General features: G+C 49.2%; 20 protein-coding genes and 1 pseudogene. 12 read left to right on the top strand and 9 right to left on the bottom strand.

Annotated elements, in window-relative coordinates; translation table 11 throughout:
* Positions 1–4: 4 nt before the first annotated feature.
* Positions 5–523: an Hcp family type VI secretion system effector gene (locus AACH44_RS13925; protein ID WP_338659294.1), complete on the bottom strand. Its 519-nt coding sequence runs from the start codon at positions 521–523 to the stop codon at positions 5–7.
* Positions 524–1,598: 1,075 nt separating this feature from the next.
* On the opposite strand from AACH44_RS13925, the gene AACH44_RS13930 reads away from it, so the two are divergent.
* Both AACH44_RS13930 and AACH44_RS13935 read left to right on the top strand, forming a co-directional pair.
* On the top strand, positions 1,599–2,576 hold the full coding sequence (locus tag AACH44_RS13930) for a DUF1852 domain-containing protein (protein ID WP_261850035.1): 978 nt from the start codon (positions 1,599–1,601) through the stop codon (positions 2,574–2,576).
* Between the two features lie 27 nt (positions 2,577–2,603).
* A complete protein-coding gene (locus AACH44_RS13935; RefSeq protein WP_261850036.1) occupies positions 2,604–3,635 on the top strand; it encodes a methionine synthase in 1,032 nt (343 codons plus the stop codon).
* 90 nt (positions 3,636–3,725) lie between these two features.
* On the opposite strand, the gene AACH44_RS13940 is transcribed toward AACH44_RS13935, so the two are convergent.
* The 6 genes and pseudogenes from AACH44_RS13940 to AACH44_RS13965 form a co-directional block, all read right to left on the bottom strand.
* Positions 3,726–3,947 (bottom strand): acyl carrier protein, encoded by a 222-nt coding sequence (locus AACH44_RS13940; protein WP_005970017.1) that lies wholly within the window; start codon positions 3,945–3,947, stop codon positions 3,726–3,728.
* 17 nt (positions 3,948–3,964) lie between these two features.
* Positions 3,965–5,398: an AMP-binding protein gene (locus tag AACH44_RS13945; protein WP_338659295.1), complete on the bottom strand. Its 1,434-nt coding sequence runs from the start codon at positions 5,396–5,398 to the stop codon at positions 3,965–3,967.
* On the bottom strand, positions 5,395–6,513 hold the full coding sequence (locus tag AACH44_RS13950) for a membrane-bound O-acyltransferase (protein ID WP_261850057.1): 1,119 nt from the start codon (positions 6,511–6,513) through the stop codon (positions 5,395–5,397). Before AACH44_RS13950 ends, AACH44_RS13945 begins: the two co-directional genes overlap by 4 nt.
* Positions 6,514–6,642: 129 nt before the next feature.
* Entirely contained in the window at positions 6,643–7,779 is a 1,137-nt protein-coding gene (locus tag AACH44_RS13955) for a D-alanyl-lipoteichoic acid biosynthesis protein DltD (RefSeq protein WP_261850058.1), read from the bottom strand.
* Positions 7,780–8,641: 862 nt separating this feature from the next.
* A pseudogene (locus tag AACH44_RS13960) lies at positions 8,642–9,049 on the bottom strand (LysR substrate-binding domain-containing protein); the annotation flags it as partial.
* A 91-nt stretch (positions 9,050–9,140) separates the two neighbouring features.
* Complete coding sequence (locus tag AACH44_RS13965) at positions 9,141–9,464, bottom strand: PTS lactose/cellobiose transporter subunit IIA (protein ID WP_261850039.1); 324 nt, start codon at positions 9,462–9,464, stop codon at positions 9,141–9,143.
* Positions 9,465–9,947: 483 nt separating this feature from the next.
* On the opposite strand from AACH44_RS13965, the gene AACH44_RS13970 reads away from it, so the two are divergent.
* The 6 genes from AACH44_RS13970 (at position 9,948) to ybcJ (ending at position 16,687) form a co-directional block, all read left to right on the top strand.
* On the top strand, positions 9,948–10,964 hold the full coding sequence (locus AACH44_RS13970) for an iron ABC transporter substrate-binding protein (protein ID WP_338659296.1): 1,017 nt from the start codon (positions 9,948–9,950) through the stop codon (positions 10,962–10,964).
* 139 nt (positions 10,965–11,103) lie between these two features.
* Positions 11,104–12,681, top strand: a complete 1,578-nt coding sequence (locus AACH44_RS13975; protein WP_261850041.1) for an ABC transporter permease — start codon at positions 11,104–11,106, stop codon at positions 12,679–12,681.
* A gap of 2 nt (positions 12,682–12,683) precedes the next feature.
* Positions 12,684–13,724, top strand: a complete 1,041-nt coding sequence (locus AACH44_RS13980) for an ABC transporter ATP-binding protein (protein WP_261850042.1) — start codon at positions 12,684–12,686, stop codon at positions 13,722–13,724.
* Between the two features lie 140 nt (positions 13,725–13,864).
* Positions 13,865–15,412, top strand: a complete 1,548-nt coding sequence (locus tag AACH44_RS13985) for a sensor domain-containing diguanylate cyclase (RefSeq protein WP_261850043.1) — start codon at positions 13,865–13,867, stop codon at positions 15,410–15,412.
* A 166-nt stretch (positions 15,413–15,578) separates the two neighbouring features.
* On the top strand, positions 15,579–16,442 hold the full coding sequence (gene folD / locus AACH44_RS13990) for a bifunctional methylenetetrahydrofolate dehydrogenase/methenyltetrahydrofolate cyclohydrolase FolD (protein WP_261850044.1): 864 nt from the start codon (positions 15,579–15,581) through the stop codon (positions 16,440–16,442).
* A 32-nt stretch (positions 16,443–16,474) separates the two neighbouring features.
* A complete protein-coding gene (ybcJ, locus tag AACH44_RS13995) occupies positions 16,475–16,687 on the top strand; it encodes a ribosome-associated protein YbcJ (RefSeq protein WP_261850059.1) in 213 nt (70 codons plus the stop codon).
* 92 nt (positions 16,688–16,779) lie between these two features.
* On the opposite strand, the gene cysS is transcribed toward ybcJ, so the two are convergent.
* Both cysS and AACH44_RS14005 read right to left on the bottom strand, forming a co-directional pair.
* Complete coding sequence (gene cysS, locus AACH44_RS14000; RefSeq protein WP_261850045.1) at positions 16,780–18,165, bottom strand: cysteine--tRNA ligase; 1,386 nt, start codon at positions 18,163–18,165, stop codon at positions 16,780–16,782.
* A 288-nt stretch (positions 18,166–18,453) separates the two neighbouring features.
* The gene (locus AACH44_RS14005; RefSeq protein WP_261850046.1) at positions 18,454–18,885 is read right to left on the bottom strand and encodes a DoxX family protein; all 432 of its coding nucleotides are present in this window, start codon (positions 18,883–18,885) and stop codon (positions 18,454–18,456) included.
* 414 nt (positions 18,886–19,299) lie between these two features.
* On the opposite strand from AACH44_RS14005, the gene ppiB reads away from it, so the two are divergent.
* The 4 genes from ppiB (at position 19,300) to purK (ending at position 22,282) form a co-directional block, all read left to right on the top strand.
* Complete coding sequence (gene ppiB / locus AACH44_RS14010) at positions 19,300–19,794, top strand: peptidylprolyl isomerase B (protein ID WP_338659297.1); 495 nt, start codon at positions 19,300–19,302, stop codon at positions 19,792–19,794.
* A 10-nt stretch (positions 19,795–19,804) separates the two neighbouring features.
* Positions 19,805–20,527 (top strand): UDP-2,3-diacylglucosamine diphosphatase, encoded by a 723-nt coding sequence (lpxH, locus tag AACH44_RS14015; protein WP_261850048.1) that lies wholly within the window; start codon positions 19,805–19,807, stop codon positions 20,525–20,527.
* A gap of 178 nt (positions 20,528–20,705) precedes the next feature.
* On the top strand, positions 20,706–21,215 hold the full coding sequence (purE, locus tag AACH44_RS14020) for a 5-(carboxyamino)imidazole ribonucleotide mutase (RefSeq protein ID WP_261850049.1): 510 nt from the start codon (positions 20,706–20,708) through the stop codon (positions 21,213–21,215).
* A complete protein-coding gene (gene purK, locus AACH44_RS14025) occupies positions 21,212–22,282 on the top strand; it encodes a 5-(carboxyamino)imidazole ribonucleotide synthase (protein WP_261850050.1) in 1,071 nt (356 codons plus the stop codon). Before purE ends, purK begins: the two co-directional genes overlap by 4 nt.
* Positions 22,283–22,764 lie beyond the last annotated feature (482 nt).

Genomic DNA, 22,764 nt, shown 5'->3' on the forward strand with positions numbered 1-22,764 from the left:
AGGATTACGCTTCGACCGGCGCACGCCAGTCATCAGAACCGGAAGTGCCGGCAACGGTGTGTTCCCAGTCGATTTTGCGGTAAGCCAGCGACACTTCGATTAACTGGGTGTAGTCCAGTTTGGACGGGTCCTGACAGTGTGGCATCTGGCAGTTGATGTCCACGATGGTGGCGTCGGTCAGCACGGTAGAGAAGAAGTGCTCCTGCTTGCCTTCCACGGAGGTGCGATACCACTTCAGGGTCACAGTGGGCAGCATTTCACCGGTAGACAGCGCGTTATACAGCAGCGGAACGGCTTTGTTCAGCGCCACGGTGAACTTGAACGGTTTATGCACACGCTGGCCGGATGGCTGACCGGACTGCGGGTCGGTTGGTACGGTGACGACGTGTTTGAATTCCTGTACCAGCATTTCATCTTCGTGGCCCTGCACGTAGATGTTGCCGACGGAATCAGAGGTGAACGCCCCTGCGGTGATGTTGCCCTGGGTTTTCCCTTCGATGCTGATATAGCATGGAGTTGGCATAGTAATGCTCCTTGTTGTTGAACGGACTGTGTTGTTAAACGGATTGAATAACTTCACACTCCGTATAGCAATTCCCATGCCAATTTTTATCTAATTGTTTTTACTATAAATTCACTTAACTCAAATTTCTCCTAAGCCAAATTTGAGCAAAAAGTTGCGCGGACTTCGCGAATCGTTTGCAAACATTGCGCAAAAAGTGATTTACACCAGAAAGTGAGCAAGAAGTTGCGCAGAATGTGCAGTTATGCTGAAAATTTGAGTTAGGGGTATGAGATGGCCGTCTATTTGAAAGGTATGAGCGATTAATGGAGAGAATATCCTCATAAATTTATCAATATAAAGCAGGGTAATAATCTCTCCAGTCACCAAAGCAGGCGAAGAAAACGTATTTCTCAATCATCGCCCAAAGGGTTGGCTGAGTCCTCAATATGGAGATCGGCTATGCCACTCATCTTCACCATCCGGATGATTCCACGGGTATGGCTACCTTTGCCTTCTTACCTCGGTTATTCAAACCACAATGAAGAAAGCTCTATCACCATCACAATGCCCAGAATCACCTGAATCAAGAGGATAAAAAATGCAAGAACGCCAAGCACTGTGATTTTTCTACGAAGGATAAACGTAATACCGGAAAGTACTGCGCTAAACAGGATGGTTGCACGGAGCCAGAAGCGCCCGCTTCCATGTCTTTTGATAACAGACAACGTGAGTCTGTTCTACGCGATGGGTGGCCGCTTTTCTCAGGTAGCTCAGCATCGGCGAGAACATCTTGTTGATCGCGTTATCGACAATCTGTCCAGCTATCCGTTCCTAATCGCATGGATTCCATGCGGTACATCCTGTAAGACAGAGGGCTTCTGCGCTAACGTTTCTCCCGCTCGCACACCTGATCATGAATATAATTCACGTTTGATGAAATTAACTCTCTTTTACTCATCCAATGACTCTGGCATAAAATGTGCAATATTAACTTATTAACAACATGAAGACTGCTGAATAAGAAACAAACAAAACCATTTAAATCAACAAATTAATTCAGCTTTCACATCAAAATTTAGGATGTAAGAACACAATGAACAAAGATTTTACATTTACCCTTAAAAGCATTTGTTTCGATGAAAATTATAACCCTTCTGAAAATACGCGCATCACGACCAACTTTGCGAACCTGGCCAGAGGAGAGAAGCGTCAGGAGAACTTACGCAACACGTTAGTGATGATTGACAAGCGTTTCAATTCTTTGGCGCATTGGGATAACCCCAAAAGCGATCGTTACTCTGTCGAACTTGAAATCATTTCCGTCGAGATTGATATTGAAGGCAATGGCGATACCTTCCCAGCCATTGAAATATTGAAAACAAATATTGTTGATAAAAAAACAAACGAACGCATTGAAGGCATTGTAGGGAATAACTTTTCTTCTTACGTGCGAGACTATGATTTTAGCGTATTACTGCCAGAACATAATAAGAGTCACCCCGGATTTAGCACGCCAGATAATTTTGGCGATTTGCACGGGAAATTATTTAAATGTTTCACAAATTCAATTTATTACAAAAATAACTTTAATAAACAACCCGTTATATGCCTCAGCATTTCAAGTAAAAACACTTATCATCGGACGGGAAATCAGCATCCTGTTTTGGGCATCGAATACCAGCAGAATGAACCTTCCTTGACCGATCATTATTTCGGAAAAATGGGATTACAGGCTCGCTACTTTATGCCTGCAAATAGTGTCGCACCTTTGGCTTTTTATTTTTCTGGTGATTTACTGAGTGATTACACAAATCTTGAGCTTATCAGTACCATCAGCACGATGGAGACGTTCCAAAAGATTTATCGACCTGAGATTTACAATGCTAACTCAGCAGCAGGGCAATGCTATCAACCTACTCTGAATCATCAGGATCATTCATTAACAAAAATTGTTTATGATCGGGTAGAACGCAGTCAGTTGGCTATTGAGCAAGGAAAGTTTACTGAAGAGCAATTCATCAAACCCTACAAAAATATTCTTGAACAATGGTCTGCTCACTACGCGCTTTGATTCACCAAAACAATAAGGTCACCTGTTATGAAAAGATTGCTCCCCACGTCAACGGCTGGCAGTTTGCCCAAACCCTCTTGGCTCGCAGAGCCTGAGAAACTGTGGTCTCCCTGGAAATTACAAAACGACGAGTTAATTGACGGGAAAAAAGATGCTCTGAGTTTGTCGCTGTTTGATCAACTGCGCGCAGGTATTGATATAGTCAGCGATGGTGAACAAACGCGCCAACACTTTGTGACAACGTTCATTGAGCACCTTAGCGGCGTGGACTTTGAGAAGCGTGAAGTCGTTAAAATTCGTAATCGCTATGACGCAAGCGTACCGACCGTGGTCGGTGCGGTGACACGTCAAAAACCCGTTTTTGTTGAAGATGCCAAATTCTTACGTCAACTTACTAAGCAGCCGATTAAATGGGCTCTGCCAGGGCCGATGACGATGATCGATACGCTGTATGATAACCACTATAAAAGCCGCGAAAAACTGGCCTGGGAATTCGCCAAAATTCTCAATCAGGAAGCGAAAGAGCTAGAAGCCGCGGGTGTGGATATTATTCAGTTCGATGAGCCAGCCTTTAATGTGTTTTTTGAAGAAGTGAATGATTGGGGTATCGCCGCGTTAGAAAGAGCGATTGAAGGGCTGAAATGTGAGACGGCGGTACACATTTGCTACGGGTATGGCATCAAAGCCAATACCGATTGGAAAAAGACGCTGGGATCAGAGTGGCGGCAATATGAAGAAGCGTTTCCTAAACTGCAAACATCCAATATCGATATCATCTCGCTGGAATGCCACAACTCGCGTGTTCCCATGGATCTGCTTGAACTGATTCGCGGTAAAAAAGTGATGGTTGGAGCCATTGACGTGGCAACCAATGCCGTCGAGACACCAGAAGACGTCGCCAATACGCTACGCAAAGCACTTCAGTTTGTCGATGCCGACAAACTCTACCCTTCAACCAACTGTGGTATGGCTCCTTTATCTCGTCGGGTAGCTACAGGCAAGCTTAATGCGTTAAGTGCTGGCGCAGAAATCATCCGAAAAGAACTCTCGGCTCAATAACACGATAGACACCTGTCTTATGTAAGAAAAAGACCCCAGATAAACCTATCCAGGGTCTTTATATCGTGTAAAACCGCCACCGTTTTAAGCTTAGCCGCGGTTCTCTTCAATGTAGCGTGCCAATTCTGCTGGGGTCTTTAGAACAGTAGCGACTTCAGTTGGCGGGATCACGCAGCCGTAGACGTCCTGCACTTCCAGCACCAGATCGACCGCCAGAATCGAGTCGAGAATATCGGACTCAATCAGTTCATCATTAAAGCCCACTTTACGGGATAAGATCTTTTCAAACAGCGCGAGTATTTCTTGTTCCATAATTTTTCCTGGGATAATTAAATCGTGCGGGCATGGGTATCCAGCAGTTTACGGTCAATCTTGCCGTTAGGATTCAGCGGCAACGCATCTTGGATAATAATTTGGGAAGGCACCATATAGGGCGGAATCACCTTAGAGAGCGAGGTTTTAATCGCCTCTGGTGCTAAGTTCGTCACGCAGAACGCGGCAATACGCAGTACGCCACCGCCCGATTTCATCAGCGGCAGGACAACGGCTTCGCTGATGTCGGATATCGCCAGCAGACGGTTTTCAATTTCGTTGATTTCAATACGGTAGCCATTAAGTTTGATCTGGCTGTCATTTCGCCCCTGGCAGTACAACAACCCGTTCTCATAGCCCAGATCGCCGGTTCGGTAGCCTCGGAACGCCTCGCTTTTGCGATGAAGCAATTTCTCCGCGTTCTCCTGCACCAGCCCAAGGTAGCCACGCATCACGTTTTTCCCCCAAATGATCAGCTCACCTTCAGCAGTAATTTCCATTCTGGAGTCCGGCATCATCGCGCCGACGGGCAGCAGGTCGTTGTCGTTGTGCAGGATATCATCCGTGATTTCGATGACGGTGGTGGCGATAGTCGCTTCCGTTGGGCCATAAGAGTTGAGAATTTTGGCGTGCGGAAAGCGGCGGCGTAGCTGTTTTACTAACGCTTTATTGAGCACTTCGCCAATGAAGACGAAGACGTTAAGTTCAGGTAAGTATTCACTGTTGAACTGAGGAGAAAGCAGCTTCTGATAGGCGAAAGAGGGCGTTGAAACCCAAACGGAAACGCCGTTATCTTTCAGGCGATCGAGCCAATTTTCTGCTGCAATATCCTCTTTCGCATTCAGGACGATGTGCCCTCCGGCTGCCAGATTCGCCAACAGCGGGATCAGGGAGAGATCGAAGCTGAACACGGCATGGTTCATCAGCACCGGCACATCTGGCAGCGAAAAGTCCTCACGTACCCATTTCATAAAGTGCCACAGGCTTTCACGCCCGATTTGCACTCCTTTCGGTTTTCCGGTACTGCCGGAGGTGAACATGATATACGCGAGATCCTGCTCGACTAACGCCTGACCCACCTCACCCGTAGCAATAAACTGCCTCGTCACGACATCGTAGTAGTAAGGAGCGTTCGCCAGATGGAAAATCTCCTTGAGCCGCTCCTGCGGGTAGATACAGTCCACTGGGATATACGGAATGTTATGTAGCAGGCAGCTATAGATCGCCACAGCGAATTCTGCCTGCTGGTGTCCATATAACACCACTGGCGAACCCGCGGGCTGCTGGCATTGCTGATAGCGATGCGACCAGTCAGTAACGGCAACGGATAGCTGTTGCCAGGTCATCGCTTCATCGCTGCCGCTAATCGCCAACTGATTGGGGTTAGCGGGCTCAAGTAATGTCGCACGCAGGAAATCTTGTAGTTCCTGAAGTTCTGAGTGAAGGTTCATAGAGGAGACATTCCGCTAAAGATGTAGAGGGAGGCCGCTGCGCTTGTCAGCGTCAGAATTCGACCGATGAGCACAATAACCGAGTGATGCAGAAAATTATTCAACGCTGGACTACGTTTGGCAGACCACTGCAACATGTTATGAACAACGGAAATGGCACCAAACAGCGCGCCGCTAATAACATAGTGTCGTTCAAGTCCATTCCATGCCCCCATACAGAACAGGGTGCAGAAAATGCCAATATTCTGCGCCAGCGTTTTGTTCTGTCGGAAAAAATCGAGCTTCATCAGATTCATATAAATCGGCATAAAGACCACGTCCCTCAGCCATTCCGACAGGCTGATGTGGAAGCGCCGCCAGAAATCCTGCGGGTTTTTAGCCAGAATGGGCATATTGAAGTTCGCTGGGATATTCAAGCCAAATAAGCGCCCTGCCCCGATAGCCATATTGCTGTAGCCAGCAAAATCAAAGTAGAGATAGGCGCTGTAGGCCAGCGACATCACCACACCCACGTTTAATGTAAACGGGCGATGGCTCCACGACTCAATCACCAGATTATTGATCAGCATGGCAAATAAGAACTTCTGAATAATACCGGTAAAGATTTGCTCCATGGCCACTAAAAACTGCTCACGGGTAATCATGAAGGCCGGTTTATTAATGTCAGTAAGCCACGTCCGCCAGCGATACATGGGGCCCGCCAGAATAATGAAGGGCATAAACAGATAGCAGAAGTAATGCAGGAAATTCTGGCCGTCTTTTTTGCTGCGATACAGCAGAACATCAATGGCGCGGAAGGTCATAAAAGACAAACCAATCATGCCCCAGTGGTTGTTTAGGTGTAATTTCACTAAAAACAGCGGGAGCAACGTCAGGCTGACCGCCTGCCAGGTTCTCAGCCAGCCTTTCTCTTTTAAGGTAACGAAAATATAAAAACTCAGGAAAACCGCCACGGGAATAATGTAATCCCCCTGGAAAATATATCCCCAGCCTAACACCGCCAAGACGGAAAAGGCGGATAAATACGTCAGTCGATAACTGAATACGCGATTAATCAGCGCAAACAACAATGCTGATGAAAACAGAAGGAAAAAAAACATTCCGGAGCTGTACATCATTCATCCTTCAGAATTTTTGATATTCAAAATGCACTTTTAAACTCATGCTTTCGTCAACAGAAGTCCAGGCGACGATAGTGACTGCCAAAAAGAGATAAAGGAAAAAAAGGCGAATGGCGGTTTTCATCATTTAAAACTCTCAGCAATAAAATGATCCATCGTGACCCAGGCTGGCTCGGTTGGGTGCAGACGATCCCAATTCCAGCCGTTTTGGTAAGGCTGCGCATACATATCAAAATAGCGAACCTGATTTTCCTCCAGCACCGACCGGATCTGACGATCGACTGGCTGAAATTTCTCGGAATTCTTAATTGCCCACGGATTGATCGGATCGACAATGACGACAAACTGCGCATTGCGCGCTTTCAACAGTTTTATCGTCGCGGATAACGCCTCCATTTGCGCAGGAAAAATCGGTGCGTCATCCCACTCTTCCCGCGTTTGATCGTCTGCAAAAACAGACTTATCCATCCACAGCGTCGCTGCGCTTTGCTGGCGAGATTTATTCAGCTCGTGAGCCTGAGCCAGCTCGCGATCCCAGTCGGGAATCACATGGGTGGCGAGTGGATGCGGCCATGGTTGTGTGGGCTGAGGGACAATGCGTAGCATCGCTAACCAGTCGTTTTTTATCAGCTCGCAGAAATTAGCAAATTGATAACTCACTTCCTGCCAGATAATTTGCGGATCCCAACCATAGACTTTCATTTGGCCGAAAGTTAGATGGCTTATCTCTTCTTTGTCGATATGTTGTAAGTAATTGACCAGAAAGGATCGCGTCTGGTCGTCCTTCATCAACGGATTGAAAATAGATGCCGGAAAATTGTTGGCAAAAATGGCCGGGGGAATACCGTCCGAATAAAAGCTATCGGGCGCAAGCAGCAAAACAACTTTACTGTTAGCGTTAAGATCATTTTTAAAACGTGAAAGCAGTAAAAAATGCGTGACGCTATCGACATAACTATCGCCATAAGCCACAACCGGACGATGCAGTTGGTTATTAAAATAGTTATAGACCGCGTAATGTTCGTCTTCAGAAGTAGAAACTTCGGATGCACCAAGAAAGAAAATCGCATTTCCCTGCAAAGCATGAGAAATAGTCGCTATTTTTTCCCTTTGTTCTTTCGGCGTTCCTTCCATGGTGTTTATCAGCGGTTGGAATGTTAACGCAGGATCAACACTTGTTGCTAGCGGGTGAGCACTAAGAAACAGGATGGCGAGGGTAGCCATCAGGATATGTAGACAGAGAGTATTTTTTATTTTCATTATATAAAGTAAGACTACATGATATTTATTGTTTGAAATTTGTGAATTTTTATCTTCACAGTAAATCGATCCCTGTATTTTTGGATTATATACCAGGCTTATCTTCGATGATGAGCGTTGCTGTGTAACGGTATGTACAGTGTTTATGTCCGTCACAATAATCAGATTGGCGACCAAGCAGGAGAAGGATTTTCAGACCTCTCTTCTTGCTTACGTAGCCCGAATGTGGGGAAGTAGAGGCTCGATAACAGGAGTCTCACCGCACGCGGTTTGGACGTAATGCCGGGGTGATGGCGTTCAAAAACCGTTGAGCGCTGACCGAGAAAAAAATTAAACGGAGAGTTTATGAAAAATTATCAGGCCACTATCCATCAGCTATTGATTGCGTCGGTGGCGCTGTTAGTTATCGCCTGTTCATCCAGTACGAAAAAATCCCCCACGGATGAAACGCCGGCATGCATGAAGTACCGTTTAATGATGACAGCACCTTTACCGCCAGCGGAAACGGTGAGGTTAAAAAATCAGTGTGAGCAATCAAGGCATTAACGTAATAGCATGTTTTTATCGTGCCGATGATTCAAAAAAATAAAAAATGCCCTCATCAATAAAGCAAAAAAATAGCGTTCATCATTGAAAATGATCGCTACTCGTTTCAATTCTCCACGTATTCCTCATCGCCGTAGCATGTATTACGAAACTTTTGATTTTGTATTCTAAGCGAGCATTGTCATCGGTAATCGAGCCTCTGCCAACGTCGTGCTCAAGAACTTCCGTCATAATAGCTCAATTAAAGACCATTCATTATTATCAGAGCACATTAAAGCCGTTGCCGATGCTTCGCTAAAACGCCTGAAAACAGACACTACTGACCTGTTCTATCAGTACCGAGTCGATCCCGATAATACAGATAGTAACCCGGAAACGGCGGGCACCATTCCGTCAGCACCCGAATCAGGCGTCCACTGGCGATAGCATCCTGCACCGAATCTTCCGGTACGTAGGCCACGCCTAGCCCGATTTGCGCGGCATCGACCCGCTGGCGCAGGCTATTCATCGTCAACGGCCCTTCAACACGCACCTTGATTTCTCGTCCGTTTTTTTCGAATTCCCATGCGTAGATACCGCCCATTGTTGGCAGACGCATGTTAATACAGCGATGCTGCTGTAAATCTTATGGCGTTGTGGGCGCAGGATTACGTGCAAAATAGTTCGGAGAACCGACCACCGCCATGCTCATTTCTGGCGCGATACGTACGGCTACCATATCTTTTTTTAGCTATTATACACACTCATGGATGATATCTATGTAAAGCCACTCAGCGTGAAGACTGAATGGCTTTTCCCTTTGCTCAACGATGTGGCTAACGCGTGTGCATATTAACGCCTGAGACCTCTTTCCTGAGTTCAATAATTTCCTCAGCCAGCTCACGGCACAACATCGCATTCATCAGGTGATCCTGTGCGTGCACCACGATGAGTTCAAGGTTGGTTTTTTCCTTACTCTGGTGGCCAATAAATTCGGTCTGGATCAACTGCGCTCGGTTTAGCGCTACCGCCGCCATTTTTAATAGTTCATCGACGTGTTCCCACTCGCCTCGGCGGGCGGATCTGAGTGCTTCCATTGCGCAGGAACGTGTTTCGCCAGATTTAACAATAAGCTCAATCATCCGCGTATCTACATCCATTATCCCATCCCCCGAATATCAGTTGCTGTGTCACTTTTCTGTCGGTCAATTAGCCCCAAATTGCAGACAAGCGCACGTGACACCGAAGAGATACGGTGTATTTGTTGTATCGCTACTCACAGCCTGCATAGTAAATATAGACGACGAACCAATATTTGTTGCTGTAAATCATGGTGTTATATCTCATATTCGATGAAATAAATTTCACCGCGACACCAGCCCATTTTTAACGACGGCTTTATCCCCTTCCACACCACGACACATGCTGGAATAAAGTAATGGGAAAAATATCACATTCACCGAAACCTTAATTTAACCTTAAGAAAGAGAAATAATAATAACTATCATTATTATTATCGATATGTAGAATCCATTTTCGACTGCCGCTACATCCCTGTCTGTGTCACTAAAATAATGTGATACGGGGAGTCAATGTCGGCCAGCAATATTCAAACATAACGGGTATTGATAAGGGTAAATACTATGAAGCTTGGTTTTGGATTACTGAGTTCTGCCGTTTTATTGGCTTCCGGCCTGACTCTCAGCGCATCGGCAAATGCAGCAGAAAACGATGAAGGGATTGTGATTTACAATGCCCAACATGAAAACCTTGTAAAATCGTGGGTAGATGGTTTCACCAAAGAAACGGGTATCAAGGTGACGTTGCGCAGCGGCAGCGACACCGAATTAGGCAACCAACTGGTGCAGGAAGGGAAATCGTCTCCTGCCGACGTGTTTCTGACCGAAAACTCACCGTCGATGGTGCTGGTCGATAATGCCGATCTCTTTGCTCCGTTGGATAAAGCGACCCTTGCGCAGGTCGCGCCTGACTATCGCCCGTCCCACGGACGCTGGATCGGTATTGCCGCGCGATCCACCGTATTTGTCTATAACCCAACCAAATTTACCGACGCGCAGCTGCCAAAATCCTTAGCCGATCTGGCGAAGCCAGAATGGAAAGGTCGCTGGGCAGCGTCGCCATCGGGTGCAGATTTTCAGGCCATCGTCAGCGCCTATCTGGAGCTGAAAGGCGAAAAAGCCACGCAAGAATGGTTGAAGGGCATGAAAGAGAACTTCACTGCCTACAAAGGCAACAGCACGGTGATGAAAGCGGTGAATGCAGGTCAGATTGATAGCGGCGTGATCTATCACTATTACCGTTTTGTCGATCAGGCTAAAACTGGTGAAAACAGTAACAACACGAAGCTGTACTACTTCAAGCATAAAGATCCGGGCGCGTTCGTCAGTATTTCCGGCGGCGGCGTACTGGCCTCCAGCAAGCACGCCAAAGAGGCGCAAGCTTTCATTCAGTGGATCACGGGTAAATCTGGTCAGGAAATCTTGCGTACCAACGATGCGTTTGAATATGCCGTTGGCGTCAACGCGGCCTCAAATGACAAACTGGTTCCGCTGAAAGATCTGGATGCACCGAAAGTTGATGCCGCCAGGCTCAACAGTAAGAAAGTCGTGGATCTGATGACGCAGGCAGGCCTGTTGTAACGGATTGATGGTAATACGCAGATTGTAATGATAGCGCCTTCGTCAGGGCGTTTAGCCCTGACGAATCATCACGAGAATGGCCGCTCAACGCGATTTTACCGTCTAAGAATATCGTCCTGACGAGGCAACTACAGGCAGTATGACAAACGTTAGCTACAGCAAAATAACCACCTTTCCCGCATCCTCTCCGCCATTACGTAAACCTGTCGCGGTGCTCACGATCGTCGCTTTAGTGTTATCCCTATTGGGCTTCGTTCCGCTGGGCTTTGTGATTGGCGTCAGTATTGATACCGGCTGGGAAACGGCTCGTGCTCTGTTATTCCGTCCACGCGTCGGCGAACTCCTGGCAAATACCGTACTGCTGGTTGTCCTGACGCTACCGATTTGTACGGTGCTGGGCGTACTGTTGGCCTGGCTGACGGAACGGACTACTCTGCCTGCCCGACGCCTGTGGTCACTGCTGCTCACTGCCCCGCTGGCGATCCCCGCGTTCGTACAAAGCTACGCCTGGATCAGCGCTGCGCCCAGCCTGCATGGCCTTCCGGCTGGCGTATTTTTATCCGTCGTCGCTTACTTACCGTTTATTTATTTACCCTGCGCCGCGATGCTACGGCGTCTTAACCCGGCGCTGGAAGATGTCGCCGCCACACTGGGCGTGCCTCCCGTTACCGTATTTTTCCGCGTGGTGTTGCCGCAGCTAAAACTGGCTATTGGCGGCGGGCTGCTGCTGATTGCCCTGCACCTGCTGGCGGAGTATGGCCTGTTCGCGATGATCCGCTTCGATACCTTTACTACCGCAATTTTCGATCAGTTTCAGTCAACGTTTAATGGTCCGGCGGCCAACATGCTAGCCGGCGTGCTGGCGTTGCTGTGTCTGTTTCTGCTGTGTGCGGATGCCCGCATGCGAGGTGTCACGCGCTATGCGCATGTGGGGTCTGGCGCGCCGCAGGTTGTTACACCGATACCTTTGTCGCCGCGTTCTCTCGCGCTGGCGCTACTGTTGCTGACAACGCTCGTGCTGCTAACGCTCGGCGTACCTTTTATTACACTATTTCGCTGGCTAGGGTTTGGCGGCTGGGAAGTGTGGCTACGCCGTGAACTGTTTGATGCCTTTAGGCAGACCATGACGCTGGCGCTGGGCGGTGCTGCACTCACGACGCTGGCGACGATCCCGATGGCCTGGCTGACCATTCGTCACCCCAATCGCCTGTATCGATTTTTGGAAGGATGCAATTACATTACCAGTTCTCTGCCAGGCATCGTCGTCGCACTGGCGCTGGTGACCACCACCATTCACATCACCAGGCCGCTCTATCAGACCGAGTTTACCGTGCTGTTAGCTTATCTGTTGATGTTCATGCCACGGGCGATGGTTAATCTGCGCGCTGGCATCGCACAGGCACCAGTAGAGTTGGAACAGGTTGCTGCCAGCCTGGGTCGCTCCCCTTTGCGGACGTTAATGACCGTGACCATCCGGCTGGCTGCGCCCGGCGTCGCGACGGGGGCAACGCTCGTGTTTCTGGCGATCGTCAATGAGTTAACCGCCACGCTGTTGCTGGCACCGAACGGCACACGCACGCTGGCGACCGGATTTTGGGCGCTCACCAGTGAGATCGATTATCCTGCGGCGGCACCCTATGCACTTATTCTGATCTTACTGTCACTACCGTGGACCTGGTTTCTCTACACGCAATCACAAAAAATGGCGGGGCTGTAATCATGTTGGAACTTCATCGCGTCAGTAAAAGCTTCAACGGACGCACCGTGCTGTCTGACATTCGTTTAACGTTAGAAAATAGCCGCCGCACGGCGATTGTCGGCCCGTCCGGTTCAGGAAAGACCACCCTGCTGCGCCTGATCGCCGGGTTCGAAAAGCCAGATACTGGCGTTATTACGCTAAACGGGCAAACGCTCTGCGATAACGGGCTGTCCATTCCTGGCCATCAGCGCGGAATCGGCTACGTTCCGCAGGACGGCGCGCTGTTCCCGCATCTCTGTATCGCAGACAACATCGCCTTTGGGCTAAAAGGCACAAAAGCGGAAAAACAAAAACGCGTAGATGAGCTGATGGCGCTGGTTTCCCTTCCCACACATTTACAGCGGCACTCGCCGCACGAAATTTCCGGTGGTCAACAGCAGCGTGTCGCACTGGCTCGCGCACTGGCGCAGCGCCCTGCATTGATGCTGCTGGATGAACCGTTTTCCGCCCTGGATACCGGACTGCGTGCCGCCACCCGTAAAACGGTGATGGACGTCTTGCAGCAGGCTAACGTAGCGTCGATTCTGGTGACCCACGATCAGGGGGAAGCGCTGTCTTTTGCCGATCGGGTCGTCGTGATGCGCGACGGTCAGCTGTCGCAATCGGGTTCGCCATGGACGCTCTACCACCAGCCCAATAGTGAAGACATCGCCACCTTTCTCGGTGAAACGCTGATTCTCGACGCACAGATTGACAACGGTCAGGCTGATTGCCTGCTTGGGCGCATCACGGTGGATCATCCAGCCGTAAGCGGTCGGGCAAGAATCATGCTCAGGCCGGAGCAGATAACGCTTCAGGATACCGAAACAACGGGCACGACGCCCATTCGCGCCACCATCCGTAACGTCGAGTTTTCCGGCTTTGTCTCTACGCTGACGCTCTGCATCCACAACGCAGAAGCCGATGTCATTGAACTGAAAACCGTCAGCCACGCCGCTTTCACCCTCGGCCAACAGGTTAGCCTAAGCGTGACTGGTGCTGCACACGTTTTCAGTCAGTAATCGGTGATGCGTCCAATTAGTAGAAATAGGTGAACAATACGATTGGAGTTACTACCGCTAATGTCATCAACGGCAGCGCAAATGGCAGGAACGTCTACACTTATCCTCAGTCATCTCTCTGGCTAAGGATGGGAAGGACAATGAAGGTCAGCACGCGCGACAGAGCCAGCCACTACCAGATGCCACTGCAAAAATTGATGATTGTATTTATGCTTTTCATCATCACCACTGTCGTGGCGCTGAACGGATGGGCGGTATTCAATTCTCACCAACAGCTTATTGATTCCACTGAACGAAACGCCAAAAATCTGTCGTTGTCGTTGGCACGCCATGCAGAAGATACTTTTTTACAAGTCGACATCCTGTTACAGGATTTACAAGAGCGTATCGACAAAGATGGCTTATCACCCGCACAAATAATCAGGCTCGGCGATATTTTAAAAAACAGAAAAGCCACGCTGCCACAGCTACACGGTATCTTTATCTATGATGAAAAAGGCGAGTGGCTGGTCAATTCCGGGGTCGCTAAACCCGCACAGGCTAACAACGCTGACAGAGAGTATTTCAAATATCATCAGAGCAATGTCAGCAAAGACTTGCACATCGGCAGCGTGATTCAAAGCCGCTCCACCGGTGATTTGATCATTCCAGTCTCCATGCGTATCAATAAGCAGGATGGCAGCTTTAACGGCGTGCTGCTCGCTACCCTCTCGTTGAACTATTTCAAACAGTATTATGGCTACTACTCCATGGGGAATATGGACGTACTCGCCATTCTGCTTTCTGATGGACGAATCCTGTACGGCCGCCCTTACGACGATTCGTACATTAACCGTAATGTGTCCAACGGCCCGCTGTTTTCAGAACACTTGAAACAGTCCGAAAGCGGAACGGCGACGTTTATCTCTACGCTCGACCACATCGAGCGGATTTACGGTTACACAAAATTAAAGCGTTACCCCATCGTCATCGCCGCGGGTTTCGATCTTGAATTGGTTCTCAGTAAATGGCGAACGGACAGTCTGGTCTACGGTGTCATTACGCTCATTCTGTTGTTCACTATTACCCTGCTCGGCCTGATCGTACTGCGGCAGATTCGCATGAATTTAAAAAATCAGATCGATTTAACCATCGTGCGTGATGAGCTGACGTCGGTTAACCACACCTTGCAAACGCTGGCATTGTTCGATGGCTTGACGGGCTTAGCCAACCGCCGTCAGTTCGACATTTTCTTGCAACAGACCTTAATGCAGGTTGCAGAAACACGGCAGTGCATGGCGCTGATCATGATGGATGTCGACGCCTTCAAGAAATATAACGATCACTATGGGCATGTGGCCGGCGATGAGTGCCTGCGCAAGATTGGTAACATTCTGGGTAATATGCCAAGACGTAAAGAAGATTTAGTCGCCCGCTATGGCGGTGAAGAGTTCGCCATCATCATAACCGATACCGACAAGCAAGGTGCCACTACGCTTGCTCAGCGTGCTCTGGATTTAGTACGCGCGGAAAAAATCCCACATGAAATGACGCTGTTCCCAGAGAAAATCGTCACCATTAGCGCTGGTGTCTATGTATTCTGCGTCGATAACCCACCACCAACAGCGGCATCCGTTGTCGATATTGCCGATGCCGCATTGTATCGTGCCAAACATAGCGGTAAAAATCGGTTCGAGATCAGTGAATAGCGAGATCAATAGGCGCATATGCCCTAAATAATTCGAGTCACGCAGCCAACGTGAGGAATGACGGGTATAGAAATAATTAATATTGATGCAATACCTGACAGCACACGCAGGTTCTGACAAAATAGCGGCCATCCCCCCTATTTCAAATTGATGGGTCTCATCTCAGATGGCAGCAAAGATTATTGATGGTAAAACGATTGCGCAGCAGGTCAAAGACGAAGTTGCCGCACGAGTCACGCAGCGTTTAGCTGAAGGAAAACGCGCGCCGGGTCTGGCTGTTGTACTGGTCGGCGATAATCCAGCGTCACAAATCTATGTCGCCAGCAAGCGTAAGGTATGTGAAGAAGTCGGTTTTATCTCCCGCTCTTATGATTTACCCATCACCACCACGGAATCAGAGCTGTTGGCGGTGATCGATCAGCTCAACGCCGACCAGACGATTGACGGTATTCTGGTTCAGCTTCCGCTGCCTGAAGGTATCGATAATACAAAGGTGATTGAACGTATCGCTCCAAGTAAAGATGTTGATGGCTTCCACCCTTACAACGTGGGTCGTCTGTGCCAACGCGCTCCACTGCTGCGCGCCTGTACGCCACGCGGCATCATCACGCTGCTGGAGCGTTACAATATAGACACCTTCGGGCTGAATGCCGTTGTGGTCGGCGCGTCCAATATTGTTGGCCGTCCGATGAGTCTGGAACTGTTGCTGGCGGGTTGTACCACCACCGTTACGCATCGTTTTACCAAAAATCTGCGCCACCATGTTGAGAACGCCGACCTATTGGTTGTCGCCGTGGGCAAGCCGGGCTTCATCCCTGGCGAATGGATCAAACCGGGCGCCATCGTGCTGGACGTGGGTATCAACCGTCTGGAAAGTGGTAAAGTGGTTGGCGATGTGGAATTTGAAACGGCACAGGAAAACGCGTCTTACATCAGCCCCGTACCGGGCGGCGTCGGCCCGATGACCGTTGCCACTCTGATTCAAAACACGCTACAGGCGTGCGAAGAGTATCATGACCACGCCGAATGATTGGCGAGCCAAACACCGATAAGCAGGAATTTATGGCAACCTTTAATCTTGAAAAACATCCGCACGTTGAACTGTGCGATCTCTTAAAATTGCTGGGTTGGAGTGAAAGTGGCGCAACAGCCAAACTGGCTATCGCCGCAGGCAACGTGACCGTTGACGGCCAGACGGAAACGCGCAAGCGCTGCAAAATCGTCGCCGGGCAAACCGTTCAGTTCAATGGCGAGAAGGTAACCATCGCCGAGTAATCCTTACCACGTCGATGATGCCGAAAAAAAGCCCGCGATTTATACTCTGCGGGCTTTTTGTTGACTGAAAGTGTGTTGGCTGAGAGAAAAGATTACTTACGGCGCCAAATCGTTCCCTGTGGGCCATCTTCCAGCACAATTCCCATTTCGTTTAACCGATCGCGTGCCTGATCGGCCAGCGCCCAGTCTTTCGCCACGCGTGCATCTTTACGCTGCTGGATTAACGCTTCGATTTCTTTCACTTCATCGTTATCCACCTGCGCACCATTTTGCAGGAACTGCTCAGGATCTTGTTCCAACAGGCCAAGCACTCCAGACAGTTTACGCAGTGCCGATGCCAGCTGGTTCGCCGCCTGCACATCTTCCGTTTTCAGGCGGTTAACTTCACGCGCCATGTCAAACAGCACGGAGTAGGCTTCAGGCGTGTTGAAATCGTCATCCATTGCTTCGCGGAAACGGGCTTCAAATTCATCACCACCGTGCGCCGCAACGCTGAGATCCATGCCGCGCAACGCGGTATACAGGCGCTCCAACGCCGCACGCGACTGTTTCAGATTATCTTCGCTGTAGTTCAGTTGGCTACGATAGTGGCCTGACATCAGGAAATAACGCACAGTTTCCGGGTCGTAATACGCCAACACATCGCGCACGGTGAAGAAATTGTTGAGTGATTTTGACATCTTTTCGCGGTCAACCATCACCATACCGGAATGCATCCAGTAATTCACATACGGACCATCGTGCGCGCAGCTGGATTGTGCAATCTCGTTTTCGTGGTGCGGGAACATCAAATCTGAACCACCGCCGTGAATATCAAAGTGTTCACCGAGCTGCTTGCAGTTCATGGCAGAACATTCGATATGCCAACCAGGACGCCCTTCTCCCCACGGAGAAGGCCAGTGAGGCTCACCCGGCTTGGACATTTTCCACAGCACGAAGTCCATCGGATTACGCTTCACCTCGGTAATTTCAACGCGCGCACCAGCCTGCAACTGATCCAGATCCTGACGCGACAGCACACCATAACCCGAAGCAGTATCAACGGAGAACATCACATCGCCATTACTCGCCACATAGGCATGACGGCGGGCAATCAGTGTTTCCACCATTTCGATGATGTCAGCAATATGGTGCGTCGCACGTGGCTCGGCATCCGGGCGCAGAATATTCAAGGCATCAAAATCAGCGTGCATTTCTGCGATCATACGAGTCGTCAGTTGGTCGCTGGTTTCCCCATTTTCGATCGCACGCTTAATAATTTTGTCATCAATATCGGTGATATTACGCACATACTTCAGTGAATATCCCAGATACCGCAAATACCGCGCCACCACATCAAACGCCACGAAAGTACGCCCGTGACCGATATGACACAGGTCATAAACGGTGATGCCACACACATACATTCCCACCTGCCCGGCGTGGATAGGTTTAAATTCCTCTTTTTGGCGACTCAGCGTATTAAAAATCTTTAGCATCGGGGCGTTCCAGTGTTTTTATAAAAAAATGGTTTTCACAAAAAATGGTCTTCACAAGAAAAAATCGTGTTCACTCGATAGGTCAATTACCGTCGCGGCTAGCGCTAGTAACATCAATGTATTCAGGGTTTACACCCTAACGGCGTATTGAAACCTGAACCCCACTGTATTGCAAGGTTAAGAAGAGGGAATAAGCGAGAAAGGATAAAAATGAAATGGCCCGGAAGATCCGGGCCATTTCACACAATCGGTGTTATTGATGAAAAATACGCGGCTAACAAAAAACAATCAGCGCCAACGTGGATTCGACATCACAGAATATTTACCACTACCCAGCAAGGCAATCGCGATACCCGCAAAGAAGAACACGGCCGTGCCTTCAACACCCCAGGCACCGGATTTTGCCAGCGTGACAAAACCATCCGGGTGAACCAGTAACGTCGCCACCACCATCGTGAAAGAGAAAATCAGCGCGGCAGGACGTGTAAAAATCCCAAGAATCATCAGAAGCGGGGTAATGACTTCGCCGACATAGACGCCGTAGCCAATGAAAGCAGGAAGCCCTGCACCAGCAAGCATACCTTCAATAGCACCAATCCCGCCGTGCACTTTGTGCCAACCGTGGAACAGCATCAAAACGCTGAAAGATACGCGCAGAAACAGCTTACCAAAATCCGGTTTGTCTAATAAACGATTAACACCATCCAGAATACCCAGCATAGTTCACCTATCTCTTTAGAGTTATTTGGGAAAATAAGAGTTACTCTCAGATTAATCTGAGTCGAAAAAAAAGAATACGTTGACTATGCAAAACCTTGATCTGGGGCAATAAAAATCTCATTCAAATAAATTAACTATGAATTCATTAATTAATCAATTTATTTGCTTTTAAAATCCACATTACATAATTAATGTGTTCATCAATGTATACTTAGTCGCCACCGCGCTCCCTTACCTACGGTTGCCTAAATCAGAGTAGCACACGACTTTTCAATCCCCCCGTCGCCAACAAACACGCCGCAAGCGCGAAATACTGACTCAATCGACCAGTTATGCTATAACAGCGCTCTTGTTTGTTCACCGCCTTTTGTGGACAGCACTCTTAATCACTAAGGCTATCTAGGGTTCATTATTATGATTACGCTTCATACCAATCACGGCGATATCGTTATTAATACGTTTGCAGACAAAGCGCCAGTTACCGTAGAAAATTTCCTGAACTACTGCCGCAGCGGTTTTTATGACAACACGATTTTTCACCGTGTCATTAATGGTTTTATGATTCAAGGCGGTGGCTTCGCTCCCGGTATGGATCAAAAAGAAACCAACGCGACAATCAAAAATGAAGCCAACAATGGCCTGAAAAATACGCGTGGCACGCTGGCAATGGCTCGTACTAACGATCCGCACTCTGCGACTGCCCAGTTCTTTATCAACCTCGTTGATAACGATTTCCTGAACTTCCGTTCAGAACGTGCCGATGGCTGGGGCTACTGCGTTTTCGCTGAAGTGACCGACGGCATAGACGTTGTTGATAAAATCAAAGGCGTGGCAACGGGTCGCAGCGGCATGCATCAGGACGTACCGAAAGAAGACGTGGTGATTACCCACGTAACGATCAGCGAATAATCCGACCTGCATGGCAACGCTGTTCATTGCCGATCTGCATTTAAGCTTTCATGAACCGGCGATTACCGCCGGTTTTCTGCGTTTTTTACGCCATGATGCGATTCATGCCGATGCGTTGTACATTCTGGGTGATCTGTTCGACGCCTGGATTGGTGACGATGATCCGCAACCGCTGCACGTGACCATCGCCGCTGAACTGTATGCCTTACATGAGCGCGGTATTCCCTGTTATTTCGTGCACGGTAATCGTGATTTTTTGATCGGTAAACGTTTCGCCAAACAAAGCGGAATGACGCTGCTGCCGACGGAAACCGTGCTTGATCTCTACGGCCAAAAGATTCTCATTCTGCACGGTGATACGTTGTGCACTGACGATCGGCATTACCAGCAATTCCGCCGTCGGGTACACAACCCAGTTATTCAGCGACTCTTCCTGCTATTACCGTTGTCATTACGTATGAAAATTGCGGCGAAGATGCGGGCCACCAGCCAGCACGAAAATCAAAATAAGTCGCAGCAGATTATGGATGTGAATCACGGCGCTGTACTTGAACGCTTGCGACATTATCAGGTGGAAACGATGATCCACGGTCACACTCACCGTCCGGCCATTCATCAGGTCGATCTCGGTGAATCTTTTGGTCGTCGTGCCGTTCTCGGTGCCTGGCATAAAGAAGGGTCGATGATTAAGGTCACACCACAAAATATCGAACTGATTTCCTTCCCATTTTAATGCGTTTCCTGCCATTGATTTAACGGTTCTTGATCTAGTCCCCTTAGCATCTCCGCATACGCAACCGTTTTCCTCGCCATAATGGCGTGATATGCTCTACGCCCTCAACGCCAGACCCTCTCTGTCTGGCCGACGCAAAATCGTCACGAACACGCACAATCACAGGAGCGTCACAGGCATGTCATCCAACGTTGCCCCGGCTAAAATTGCCATCGTCATGGGTTCAAAGAGTGACTGGGCCACTATGCAGTTTGCTGCGGAAATCCTCACCACGCTGAGCATTCCTTTTCATACCGAAGTCGTTTCCGCACACCGGACGCCAGATAAGCTGTTCAGCTTCGCTGAGCAGGCGGCAAAAAATGGTTTTGATGTGATTATCGCAGGCGCAGGCGGCGCAGCACACCTACCGGGTATGCTGGCAGCAAAAACGCTGGTTCCGGTGCTTGGCGTACCAGTACAAAGTTCAACGCTGAGCGGTGTAGACAGCCTGTATTCCATCGTCCAAATGCCGCGAGGTATCCCGGTCGGCACATTGGCCATTGGCAAAGCGGGCGCGGCGAATGCGGCTCTGCTGGCCGCACAAATTCTCGCTCTGCATGATAATGGCATCGCTGGCCGACTGGCCGACTGGCGTCAGGCGCAAACTGATGATGTGCTCTCTCATCCCGATCCGCGGGAGGAGGCATGAAACCGGTCTGCGTATTAGGCAATGGTCAATTGGGCAGAATGCTGCGTCAGGCTGGCGAACCGCTAGGCATTGCGGTTTATCCAGTGGGGCTGGATGCAGAGCCGGAATCGGTTCCGTTTCATAACAGTGTCATTACCGCCGAGATCGAACGTTGGCCGGAAACCGCCCTCACCCGTGAGTTAGCCGGGCACACGGCGTTTGCGAACCGCGACATTTTCCCACGTCTGGCCGATCGCCTGACGCAAAAGCAGCTGCTGGACTCGCTGAATCTGGCAACCGCGCCTTGGCAACTGCTGGCTAGTGCCGATGAATGGCCACACGTCTTCGCCTCATTAGGTGAACTCGCTATTGTTAAACGTCGCGTCGGCGGTTACGACGGCCGTGGACAATGGCGCTTGCGTGACGGCGAACAGCTGACGCTGCCTGCTGACTGCTACGGCGAGTGCATCGTTGAGCAAGGCATTAATTTTTCCGGCGAAGTCTCGCTGGTGGGTGCCCGCAATACGCATGGCAAGTGCGTGTTCTACCCGCTCACTCATAACCTGCATCAGGATGGCATTCTACGTACCAGCGTGGCTTTCCCTCAGCCCGATCCGCAGTTGCAGCAGCAGGCTGAACAGATGCTGTCTGCAATAATGAATGCACTGGGTTATGTGGGTGTGATGGCGATGGAATGCTTTATCGTCGGCGACCACCTGCTCATTAACGAGTTGGCTCCACGCGTACACAATAGCGGGCACTGGACGCAAAATGGCGCGTCGATCGGCCAGTTCGAGCTGCACCTGCGCGCTATTCTGGACCTGCCGCTGCCGGTACCGGTTGTCGAAACACCGTCGGTGATGGTCAACCTGATCGGCACTGACGTGAATATCGACTGGCTGGCGCTACCGCTAGTACATCTGCACTGGTATGAGAAAGACGTTCGTCCTGGCCGCAAAGTTGGACACCTCAATTTGCCGTCGTCGGACATCGCACAATTGCGGCACACGCTGCAATCGCTGGCGCCGCTATTACCAGAGGAATACCACAGCGGCTTGGCGTGGGCAGAAGAAAAACTCACTGCCTGACGATCGGTGAGCGTTATCCGGCAGGCTGCAATCTGTCGGGTAACATCATCGAATAACAATGCATCAGGTTGTGATGCGATACAACAACAGAAACGGCACTGTCGATGCGTCCGCAAAAGAAAAAAAACATCATTACGCGTGACATCAGAAAATTTGCGTTTATTATTTCAGCTGCCATTTTTTCATATATTGTTCACTTTTCACCATTCAGTAATTAAATAAATCATCAATAACGAGCCGTTAAAAATATTTAAAATAAAGTATCAACATTGATATTTTAATTTCCTCGATAATTTATTAAAATACTCCCCGTCAATTCATTTCTGTGAACGCTTCAATATTATTCGCTGACCGCCACGATATAGAATGCCGCCACAAAACAACATTGGCCTGCTGACATAATTAGCACTATGTCTCGTTCGTTTTTTAAACTCCGTAACGGCAGCTTGCCGATACTGTAATTTTTATAATCCACATCATGT

The sequence above is a fragment of the Pectobacterium araliae genome, from assembly GCF_037076465.1.
Taxonomy (GTDB): Bacteria; Pseudomonadota; Gammaproteobacteria; order Enterobacterales; family Enterobacteriaceae; genus Pectobacterium; species Pectobacterium araliae.

Excerpts from the sequence above, each read along its gene's own strand:
- AACH44_RS13925 (WP_338659294.1), bottom strand. The coding sequence starts at position 523 with ATGCCAACTCCATGCTATATCAGCATCGAAGGGAAAACCCAGGGCAAC.
- AACH44_RS13930 (WP_261850035.1), top strand. The coding sequence starts at position 1,599 with ATGAACAAAGATTTTACATTTACCCTTAAAAGCATTTGTTTCGATGAA.
- AACH44_RS13935 (WP_261850036.1), top strand. The coding sequence starts at position 2,604 with ATGAAAAGATTGCTCCCCACGTCAACGGCTGGCAGTTTGCCCAAACCC.
- AACH44_RS13940 (WP_005970017.1), bottom strand. The coding sequence starts at position 3,947 with ATGGAACAAGAAATACTCGCGCTGTTTGAAAAGATCTTATCCCGTAAA.
- AACH44_RS13945 (WP_338659295.1), bottom strand. The coding sequence starts at position 5,398 with ATGAACCTTCACTCAGAACTTCAGGAACTACAAGATTTCCTGCGTGCG.
- AACH44_RS13950 (WP_261850057.1), bottom strand. The coding sequence starts at position 6,513 with ATGTACAGCTCCGGAATGTTTTTTTTCCTTCTGTTTTCATCAGCATTG.
- AACH44_RS13955 (WP_261850058.1), bottom strand. The coding sequence starts at position 7,779 with ATGAAAATAAAAAATACTCTCTGTCTACATATCCTGATGGCTACCCTC.
- AACH44_RS13965 (WP_261850039.1), bottom strand. The coding sequence starts at position 9,464 with ATGGATGTAGATACGCGGATGATTGAGCTTATTGTTAAATCTGGCGAA.
- AACH44_RS13970 (WP_338659296.1), top strand. The coding sequence starts at position 9,948 with ATGAAGCTTGGTTTTGGATTACTGAGTTCTGCCGTTTTATTGGCTTCC.
- AACH44_RS13975 (WP_261850041.1), top strand. The coding sequence starts at position 11,104 with ATGACAAACGTTAGCTACAGCAAAATAACCACCTTTCCCGCATCCTCT.
- AACH44_RS13980 (WP_261850042.1), top strand. The coding sequence starts at position 12,684 with ATGTTGGAACTTCATCGCGTCAGTAAAAGCTTCAACGGACGCACCGTG.
- AACH44_RS13985 (WP_261850043.1), top strand. The coding sequence starts at position 13,865 with ATGAAGGTCAGCACGCGCGACAGAGCCAGCCACTACCAGATGCCACTG.
- folD (WP_261850044.1), top strand. The coding sequence starts at position 15,579 with ATGGCAGCAAAGATTATTGATGGTAAAACGATTGCGCAGCAGGTCAAA.
- ybcJ (WP_261850059.1), top strand. The coding sequence starts at position 16,475 with ATGGCAACCTTTAATCTTGAAAAACATCCGCACGTTGAACTGTGCGAT.
- cysS (WP_261850045.1), bottom strand. The coding sequence starts at position 18,165 with ATGCTAAAGATTTTTAATACGCTGAGTCGCCAAAAAGAGGAATTTAAA.
- AACH44_RS14005 (WP_261850046.1), bottom strand. The coding sequence starts at position 18,885 with ATGCTGGGTATTCTGGATGGTGTTAATCGTTTATTAGACAAACCGGAT.
- ppiB (WP_338659297.1), top strand. The coding sequence starts at position 19,300 with ATGATTACGCTTCATACCAATCACGGCGATATCGTTATTAATACGTTT.
- lpxH (WP_261850048.1), top strand. The coding sequence starts at position 19,805 with ATGGCAACGCTGTTCATTGCCGATCTGCATTTAAGCTTTCATGAACCG.
- purE (WP_261850049.1), top strand. The coding sequence starts at position 20,706 with ATGTCATCCAACGTTGCCCCGGCTAAAATTGCCATCGTCATGGGTTCA.
- purK (WP_261850050.1), top strand. The coding sequence starts at position 21,212 with ATGAAACCGGTCTGCGTATTAGGCAATGGTCAATTGGGCAGAATGCTG.